The following is an 8,021-nucleotide window of genomic DNA, read 5'->3' as shown; positions in this document are numbered from 1 at the left end:
TGCGGGCCCGCCTCGCGGTGGCGGCGCAGGTCGGCCTCGCGCGGGCGATCCAGCCGGTGCACACGCCCCTCGACGGCGACGTGGTGTTCTCCGTCGCGACGGGGGCGGTGGCGCCGGCGGACCCGATCGGCGACCTGGCGCGCCTCGGCAACATGGCGGCCCAGGTGCTGGCCCGTGCCGTCGCGATCGGGGTGTACGCGGCGGCGTCCTTGCCCGGAACGCACGGCCTTCCGCCGGCTTGGCGCGACCGGTTCGGATCGGGCGCGTAGGGCGGCGGGCTTAGGCCTCGTCGCGGGCGTCCTGCAGCAACTGCGAGAGGCCGGCATCCACCTCCGCTCCGAGCATCGCGCGCTCGGCATCGGTGAGGTCGCGTGCCCATTTCGGGCCGGCGAACCCGGTCGCGCACTTGTCGCGCTCGGCGGCGATGTAGGCTTCGACCTCGGCCGGGCGGGTCCGCATCGCGTCGACCATCCCGAACCAGGCCGCACGCTCGACCACCGCGAGGCGGGCCCGCAGCCGGATCATCACCGCCCGCTCGGGATCGACGTCGTCGCTCATCGGGGCGGGATCCTCAGCGCCGCGGCTCGCAGCGGGTCTTCACGTAGCTGTCCTTGCCGTTGCCGAGGCCGGCATTGGCGGCCAGCACCGGGCCCTGGATCAGGCATTCCTGCAGGGTGTGGGCCGGGCCCGTCACCACGTCGAGGGCGTTGTCCCGGCTGCAATCCTGGACCTGGACCGACGAGGCGCAGATCAGGGCGACGACGACGATGGGATTCATGGGCGCGCTCCAAGGCCCCGCCGCGACGGGCGCGTGCCGGGATTGCAAAGGGACGGGCCGGCGGAAGGTTCCGCCGGTGCGCCGATCCGCGCGCTAGCGCTCCTGCGCGGCGAGCGCGTCGAGGAGCCCCTGCATGCTCTTCGGCACCGGCGCGGAGACCTCGCGCGCGTAGAGCACGCGCAACTGCCGGCCGATCTCGGCGAGGCTCAAGGACCCCTTCTCGATCACCCGGTCCGCCTGGGCCTGGAGGCTCCTGCGCTCGGCGTCGGTGATCTCCTTGGCGGTCAGCACCACCACCGGCACGTCGCCGTCGGGCCGCGCCCGCAGCGCGCGCAGGAACCCGAACCCGTCCATCTCCGGCATCATCAGGTCGAGCAGGATCAAGTTCGGGCGCTGCGCCTCGAAATGCTCCAGCGCCGCCCGGCCGTTCTCGGCCTCGTCGACGCTCCAGCCGTCGCGCGCGAGCGTCCGGCGCAGGCGCTCGCGGGCATCGGCGTCGTCGTCGACGACGAGGACGCGGGCCTCGACGCCCTCCGGCCGGTAGCGGTCCATCAGGCCCTTGAGCCGGTCCCAGTCGATCGGCTTGACGAAGTAGTCGGTGGCGCCGAGCGCCTGGCCGAGGCCCTGCTCGGCCACCACCGAGGTCATGATCACCGGGATGCCGGCGAGCTCCGGGTCGTTGCGCACGGCGTGCAGCACCGCCCAGCCGTCCATGCGCGGCATCTCGACGTCGAGCAGGATCGCGCGCGGCTTCAAGGCCCGCGCCAGCGTCAGCCCGGCCCGGCCGTCGTTGGCGGTGCGGACGCGGAAGCCCTCGCGTTCGAGGAAGCGCTGCAGCAGCTCGCGCGCGGCCGGGTCGTCGTCGACGAGCAGCACCGCGTCGTGCTCCTCGTGCGCGTGCACCGGCGCGGGCACGGCGAGCTCGGCCGCGACCTGCCCCTCGTCCTCGACCGCCAGGATCGCCGGCAGCTGCAGGGTGAAGGTCGAGCCCTGCCCGGGCACGCTGGTCACGCCGATGTCGCCGCCCATGGTGCGGCAGAAGGCGCGGGTGATGGCGAGGCCGAGGCCGGTGCCGCCGAACTGCCGCGTGGTCGATTCGTCGGCCTGGGCGAAGCGCTCGAACAGCCGGCCGATCTGCTCCTCGGTGAGCCCGATCCCGGTATCGGCCACCGAGAAGCCGAACCAGTCGGCGCCGGCCTCGCGCTGGCGCTCGACCTTCAGGGTGATCGTGCCGTTCTCGGTGAACTTGGCCGCGTTGCCGATCAGGTTGAGCAGGCACTGGCGGATCTTGGTCTGGTCCTGGTGCATCGCGCCGAGGTCGTCGGCGAGGTCGAGGACGAAGCGGTTGCCCTTCTTCTCGACGAGCGAGCCGGTGGCGTCGGAGACGTCCGAGATCAGGTCGGCGACGGTGAAGTGCTCGGCCGAGGCGGTCATGCGCCCGGCCTCGATCTTGGAAATGTCGAGCACGTCGTTGATGAGCGAGAGCAGGTGGCGGGCCGCCGCCTCGATCTTGCGCAGGTCGGGCAGCAGGGCGGCCTGCCCGATATCCTCAAGCTCCTCCCCGAGCATCTCCGAGTAGCCGATCACCGCCGAGAGCGGCGTGCGCAGCTCGTGGCTCATGTTGGCGATGAACTGGCTCTTGGCGAGGTTGGCGGCCTCCGCGGCCTGCCGCGCCCGCTCGACCTCGGCCTCCGCCTCCTTCCGGTCGGTGATGTCGGTGTTGGAGCCGACCCATTCGCGCAAGGAGCCGTCGGCGGCGAGCACCGGCACGCCGCGCACCTCCATGTCGCGCCACTGCCCGTCGTGCCGGCGCAGGCGGTAGTCGACGGCGTAGGGCGTGCGCGCCTCGATGCAGCCGGCCCAGACCTCGGCGGCATGCGCCCGGTCGTCGGGATGGACCGCGTCGATCCAGCCCCAGCCCTGGAAGGCCTCCTCGGACTGGCCGGTATAGGCGCTCCAGCGCGGCTGCGGCGGCAGCAGGGCGCCGGCGGCGTCGGTGTTCCAGATCACGGCCGTGGAGGCGTCGACGAGCGCCCGGAACCGCTCCTCGGATTGCAGCAGCCGGTCCTCGGCTTCCTGCTTGTGGGTGATGTCGGTGTTGGTGCCGTACCAGCGCAGGATCCGGCCCGCCGCGTCCCGATGCGGCATCGCCTGCGACAGGAACCAACGGAAGGTGCCGTCCTTGCCCCGCAGCGGGAAGGTGTCCTCCCAGGCATCGCCGCCGGCGATCGCCGCCTTGAAGCGCTCCGTCACCGCCTCGACGTGGTCGGGATGGTGGACGTCGCGCCAGCCCCAGCCGCGCATCGTCGCGAGGGTCGTGCCGGTGTAGTCGTACCAGCGGCGGTTGTACCAGATGATGTCGCCGGTCGCGGTGGCGATCCAGGCGAGCTGCGGCAGCGCCTCGGCGAGGTTCTCGTAGTCGGCCTGCGTGACCGTGGCAGGCTCGCTGGGATCACTCATCGCAACACTCGGACTGGCTTCCCGCGGCGGATGCCGGGCACGAAGCGGCCTTATACACGCATCGCGCCCGGGTTCGGCGCGGCGGTTTCGCCCGGCACGCCATGCGCTCGCGCCGCCCGGCCGGCGCGGAGAAGGTCGAAGGCGTAGAGCGCCAGCGCCAGCCAGATCAGCCCGAACATCGGGATCGCGTGCGGCGCCACGTGCTCGCCATAGGCGAGGACGCTCAAGGCCAGCAGGCAGGTCGGGGCGATGTACTGCATCAGGCCGAGCGTCGCGAGGCGCAGGCGGTCTGCGGCCGCCGCGAACCAGATCAGCGGCAGGGCCGTCGTCACCCCCGTCAGCGCCAGCAGGGCGAAGTCCCGCGGATCGGGCGGCAGGGCCGGCTCGGGCGACAGCAGCACCCAGACGAAGGCCGCCGGCGTCAGGATCAGCGTCTCGGCGAGGAACCCGACCGCCGGGTCGACCCCGACCACCTTCCGCACCAGGCCGTAGAGGGCGAAGCTCATCGCGAGCTCGAGCGCCACCAGCGGCAACGTGCCGGCCAGCACAACGGCGATGGCGACCCCGGCCGCGGCGATGCCGACGGCGACCCGCTGCAGCGGGCGCAGGCGCTCGCGCAGGACCACGGCGCCGAGCGCCACGCTGACCAGCGGGTTGATGTAGTAGCCGAGGCTCGCATCGAGCAGGTGGCCGCTGTTCACCGCCTGCAGGTACAGCAGCCAGTTCACGCCGATCAGCCCGGCCGAGACGAAGAGCAGCGCGTGTCGGGGCCGCAACGGGAACGGGGTGCGCACCCGGTTGCGCCACAGCAGCACCAGCGCGACCGCGAACAGGCACGACCACAGGATGCGCACCGCCAGGATGTGGCTCGGGGAGAAGCCCGAGAGCAGCCGGAAATGCACCGGGACGACGAGGCCCCAGCTCAGATAGGCGCCGAGCGCGTAGACGAGGCCCACGGTGTCCGTCCCGATCGCGTCCGCCGGCATCCGGCGCGGAGAAGTCCTGGCGATCTAGCCCGCGCCGGCCGCTTCGGTCAGGCCCGGCGGCGCAGGTCAGGCATCCGCCCCGCCCGCGCCGTCAGCGCTTCGTCGGCAGGATCGGGTCGCCGCGCATCAGCGCGTTCAGGCGCTCGGTGTCGAACCCGTTCGGGATCTTCGCCGGCGCCGGCTTCACGGCCGCGACCGGCTTCTCCGGCGCCGGGATCGATCCGGTCGCCGAAGGTTCGGGCAGGACGATGCGGGCGACCGGGCTCGGCACCGTGTGGGCCAGCCGGTCGGCGCAGACGAACCCGATCACGAGGATCGAGGCGCCGGCCGAGACGCCGGCGGCGAGGAGACGCAGGATACGCAAGCGACGGGTTCCGGCAACGCGAACGACGACGGAGCCGAGGATGGCCCAAGGCCGTTAACGAAGGGACACCTCACAGGGAGATCCCATGAAACCCGAAGCGAACGCCCAGGCCACCGCCAGCGACAGCCCGTTCATCCAGGGCCGCAACGCCCGCCTCTACGGCAAGCCGATCGACGATTGCCCCTACGCGGAGGGCTCGGAGGAGCGCACCGCCTGGCTGCAGGCCTACGAGGAGGCCACCGTCACGGACGCCGGCTGACCGAAAGGGCGGCCCGGGCGCACGCTTGACCTCCGCCGGGTTGCCGGGCTTCGTCGTCCGATCGCAGCCCGAGAGCCAAAGCGCCCATGTCCAAGCCTTCGTCCAAGACCGCCGAGTCGTTCGGGGTCGCGACGCGCCTCGTCCATGCGGGGCGCGATCCGTCGGCGCAGCACGGGTTCGTCAACACGCCGATCTATCGCGGCTCCACCGTGCTGTACCCGACCTACGACGACATCGTGCACCGGCGCGGCCGCTACAATTACGGCACCAGCGGCACGCCGACGATGGACGCGCTGACCGATGCCTGGAGCGAGGTGGCGGGCGCTGCCGGCACGGTGGCGACGCCCTCGGGCCTGTGCGCGCTCACCGTCGCGCTGATGGCCTCGGTCTCGGCCGGCGACCACCTGCTCGTCACCGATTCCGCCTATCGCCCGACCCGGATCTTCTGCGACGGGCTGCTCGCCCGCTTCGGCGTCGAGACGACCTATTACGACCCGCTGGTCGGCGCCGGCATCGCCGGGCTGATGCGCGACAACACCAAGGCCGTGCTGGTCGAGGCGCCGGGCTCGCAGAGCTTTGAGATGCAGGACGTGCCGGCGATCGCCGACGCGGTCCACGCCCGCGGCGGCACCGTGATCATGGACAACACCTGGGCGACGCCGCTGCTGTTCCCGCCGCACGCGCGCGGCGTCGACATCGCCGTCGAGGCCGGGACCAAGTATCTCAGCGGCGGATCCGACCTGCTCCTCGGCCTGACCTCGGCCAACGCCGCGCATTTCCCGGCGGTGCGGCGGACCTTCGACCAGATCGCCCCCTGCGCCGGCCCCGAGGACCTGTTCCTGGCGCTTCGCGGCCTGCGCACCATGAACCTGCGGCTGCGCGAGCACGGCCGCGCCGGCCTCGAGATGGCGCGCTGGCTGCAGGAGCGGCCGGAGGTGCTGCGCGTCCTCCATCCCGGCCTGCCCGAGGATCCCGGCCACGCGATCTGGAAGCGCGACTTCTCCGGCGCATCGGGCCTGTTCGGCGTGGTCCTCGAGCCCGTCTCGGAGACCGCCCTCGCCGCGATGCTCGACGGCCTGGAGCTGTTCGGGATGGGCTTCTCCTGGGGCGGCTTCGAGAGCCTCGTCATTCCCTTCGACTGCAGGCCCTACCGCACGGCGACGCAGTGGGCCCCCGGCGGTCCCGCCCTGCGCTTCCACATCGGGCTCGAGGACGTCGCGGACCTGAAGGCCGATCTCGACGCCGGGTTCGCGCGGTTGCGGGCGGCGGCCTGAGGCGCCCTCACGGCACCCGCCATTCGCCCCGCCACCCTTCCCCGTCGCGGCGCCAGCCGGCGCGGCGATGGCCGCGACGGTCGAGGTAGAGGAAGTCGAGGGCGTCGGCGCGGACGAGGACGGCGGCGAAGTTCGGGCGGCCGACGGTCAGCGCCGCCGCCTCGTCGGGCACCGCGTAGCCGCCGCCGGCATCGAGCGCGGTGCCGGGCGCGGGCGCGATGCCGTAGCAGACCCGGCTCATCGCCCGCGAGCCGTCCCAGGCCGCGTCCGCCACGGCATCGTCGACGTGGAGACCCGCGCTGCCCTCGATCCGGATCTGGATCTTCGCCGCGCGGTCGTAGGCGTGGAGCGCACAGGCCGGGTTGGCCGCGACCTCGGCCGCCTTGTCCGAGCGGCGGTCGCAGTGGAAGCGCAGGGTGCCGGTCGCGGCATCGGCCTCCCGCAGCACCACCGTGCGGCTGCGCGGGCGGCCCGCCTGGTCCAGCGTCGCGAAGCTCGGGGCGTGGAACGCGCTCCGTCCCTGCGCGACCCCGTCCGCCAGCAGCCGCCACGCTTCGGCGAAGGCCGCGTCGAGGTCGTCGTGGAACGGCGGGAGCGGGTGGCGGGCATCGTCCTGTGGCATCGGGCTCCGAACGGCGCGTGGGTGGGGCGAGACGAGCACGGGCGCGACGGGGGATCAAGCGCGGCATCGCGGCGTCGCACGCTTAACGCTGTGGTGCCAAAACTAGGCGTCGTGTCCTAGGATGCCTTGACGCGTTCCTAACATGCATTACCCATTGTGCACCGCGTCGACGAGAGCCGCGCGGCTTCCGCTCTCAGATGAGACGTCGACGCTATGCCGTGGATGATGGTTCTGCTGTTCGGGCTGCCCTGCGCCCTCGGTTTCCTCTGCCTCTACGCCGATCGGCATCTCGCCCGGTTCTCCGAGTCCCACGACGACCTTTGGCAGCTGCCGCGGCCGTCTTCGCTGCGGCGCTGATCCCCGAGCGGACCCGGCTGCGACGCGGCAGGGCTCGGTCCGGCACCGGCCTTGGGCCGGTCGGCTCGGGCGCGGGAATGCCGGTTCAGCCCGCCTTGGTTTCGGTTCCGCGCCGGTTGCGGAAGATCAGGGCGAGGTTGCGCAGGTAGATCCCGGTCGAGAGGCCCTGGCCGATGATGATCACCGGCTCGCGGCGCACGAAGCCGTAGACCAGGGTCATGATTCCGCCGGCGATCGACAGGAACCAGAACGACAGCGGGATCACGCTCCGGCCCGCCCGCTCGCTGGCGATCCATTGCAGGATGAAGCGCGAGCCGAAGACCAGCTGCGCGACGATGCCGAAGACCAGCCAGAAGTCGAACCGCGTCACGAACACGTCGTAGAAGTAGTCCGGCAGGTCTCGCGCCAACTGGATCAGCATCGGAATCAGACCTCGGTGACGGCGGGCGTCGGACGCTTGCGGCGGATCAGCCACCACACGCCGGCCAAGTCGAGCAGGCCGACCCAGAGGCGGTCGAACAGCCCGTAGTTCGAGACGCCGGTGAAGCGCGGGCGGTCGACCACGTCGCGGTGCACGATCGCGAAGCCCTCGCGCACCACGAGCGCCGGCATGAAGCGGTGGAGGGCGTCGAAGTACGGCAGGCGCAGGTAGACCGCGCGGCGGAAGACCTTGAGGCCGCAGCCGGTGTCGCGGGTGGAATCGTTGAGGATCCGCCCGCGCACGCCGTTGGCGATGCGGGACTGGATCATCTTGAAGCGCCCGTCCTTGCGGCCCTTGCGCTGCCCCTGGGCGAGGCCCGTCCCCTCGCCCGCCTGCTCCAGCGCCGCCACCAGGACGGGGATGAAGGCCGGGTCGTTCTGGCCGTCGCCGTCGAGCGTCGCGACGATCGGGCCGGCGGCCGCCGCGACCCCGCTGCGCAC

Annotated in this window: 12 protein-coding genes; 4 read left to right on the top strand and 8 right to left on the bottom strand. The window is 72.2% G+C overall.

Going from position 1 to position 8,021, the window contains the following annotated elements:
• A partial coding sequence (locus FV223_RS14620) for a P1 family peptidase (RefSeq protein WP_187276144.1) occupies positions 1-269 on the top strand: 269 nt, incomplete at its 5' end.
• 10 nt (positions 270-279) lie between these two features.
• Here the strand turns inward: FV223_RS14620 and FV223_RS14615 are convergent.
• From FV223_RS14615 to FV223_RS14595, 5 genes are all read right to left on the bottom strand, one after another.
• Positions 280-558 (bottom strand): hypothetical protein, encoded by a 279-nt coding sequence (locus tag FV223_RS14615; protein ID WP_147727725.1) that lies wholly within the window; start codon positions 556-558, stop codon positions 280-282.
• A gap of 13 nt (positions 559-571) precedes the next feature.
• A complete protein-coding gene (locus tag FV223_RS14610; RefSeq protein WP_147727724.1) occupies positions 572-778 on the bottom strand; it encodes a hypothetical protein in 207 nt (68 codons plus the stop codon).
• 93 nt (positions 779-871) lie between these two features.
• Positions 872-3,238, bottom strand: coding sequence for a response regulator (locus FV223_RS14605; RefSeq protein ID WP_147727723.1), 2,367 nt, complete (start codon positions 3,236-3,238; stop codon positions 872-874).
• A 50-nt stretch (positions 3,239-3,288) separates the two neighbouring features.
• Positions 3,289-4,194 carry an EamA family transporter RarD gene (gene rarD, locus FV223_RS14600; protein WP_147727726.1) on the bottom strand — a complete coding sequence of 302 codons (906 nt, stop codon included), beginning with the start codon at positions 4,192-4,194 and terminating at the stop codon, positions 3,289-3,291.
• 121 nt (positions 4,195-4,315) lie between these two features.
• Entirely contained in the window at positions 4,316-4,588 is a 273-nt protein-coding gene (locus tag FV223_RS14595) for a hypothetical protein (RefSeq protein WP_147727722.1), read from the bottom strand.
• A gap of 85 nt (positions 4,589-4,673) precedes the next feature.
• On the opposite strand from FV223_RS14595, the gene FV223_RS30435 reads away from it, so the two are divergent.
• Positions 4,674-4,847, top strand: a complete 174-nt coding sequence (locus FV223_RS30435; RefSeq protein WP_187273697.1) for an Rmf/CrpP family protein — start codon at positions 4,674-4,676, stop codon at positions 4,845-4,847.
• An 86-nt stretch (positions 4,848-4,933) separates the two neighbouring features.
• A complete protein-coding gene (gene metC, locus FV223_RS14590; RefSeq protein ID WP_147727721.1) occupies positions 4,934-6,121 on the top strand; it encodes a cystathionine beta-lyase in 1,188 nt (395 codons plus the stop codon).
• A 7-nt stretch (positions 6,122-6,128) separates the two neighbouring features.
• Here the strand turns inward: metC and FV223_RS14585 are convergent, their stop codons facing one another.
• Positions 6,129-6,743: a pyridoxamine 5'-phosphate oxidase family protein gene (locus FV223_RS14585; RefSeq protein WP_147727720.1), complete on the bottom strand. Its 615-nt coding sequence runs from the start codon at positions 6,741-6,743 to the stop codon at positions 6,129-6,131.
• Between the two features lie 222 nt (positions 6,744-6,965).
• Here FV223_RS14585 and FV223_RS32440 point away from each other — a divergent pair, with 222 nt between their 5' ends.
• A complete protein-coding gene (locus FV223_RS32440; protein WP_279593313.1) occupies positions 6,966-7,100 on the top strand; it encodes a hypothetical protein in 135 nt (44 codons plus the stop codon).
• 85 nt (positions 7,101-7,185) lie between these two features.
• Here FV223_RS32440 and FV223_RS14580 read toward each other — a convergent pair whose 3' ends face one another.
• Both FV223_RS14580 and FV223_RS14575 read right to left on the bottom strand, forming a co-directional pair.
• Entirely contained in the window at positions 7,186-7,521 is a 336-nt protein-coding gene (locus FV223_RS14580) for a lipid-A-disaccharide synthase N-terminal domain-containing protein (RefSeq protein WP_147727719.1), read from the bottom strand.
• Positions 7,522-7,526: 5 nt separating this feature from the next.
• Positions 7,527-8,021 (bottom strand): glycosyltransferase (locus tag FV223_RS14575; protein ID WP_147727718.1); only part of this gene is annotated, 495 nt, incomplete at its 5' end.

Source organism: Methylobacterium sp. WL116 (assembly GCF_008039455.1).
Classification (GTDB): domain Bacteria; phylum Pseudomonadota; class Alphaproteobacteria; order Rhizobiales; family Beijerinckiaceae; genus Methylobacterium.
Note: the sequence above shows the minus strand (reverse complement) of the source record. Positions and strands in the feature narration are given on the sequence as shown.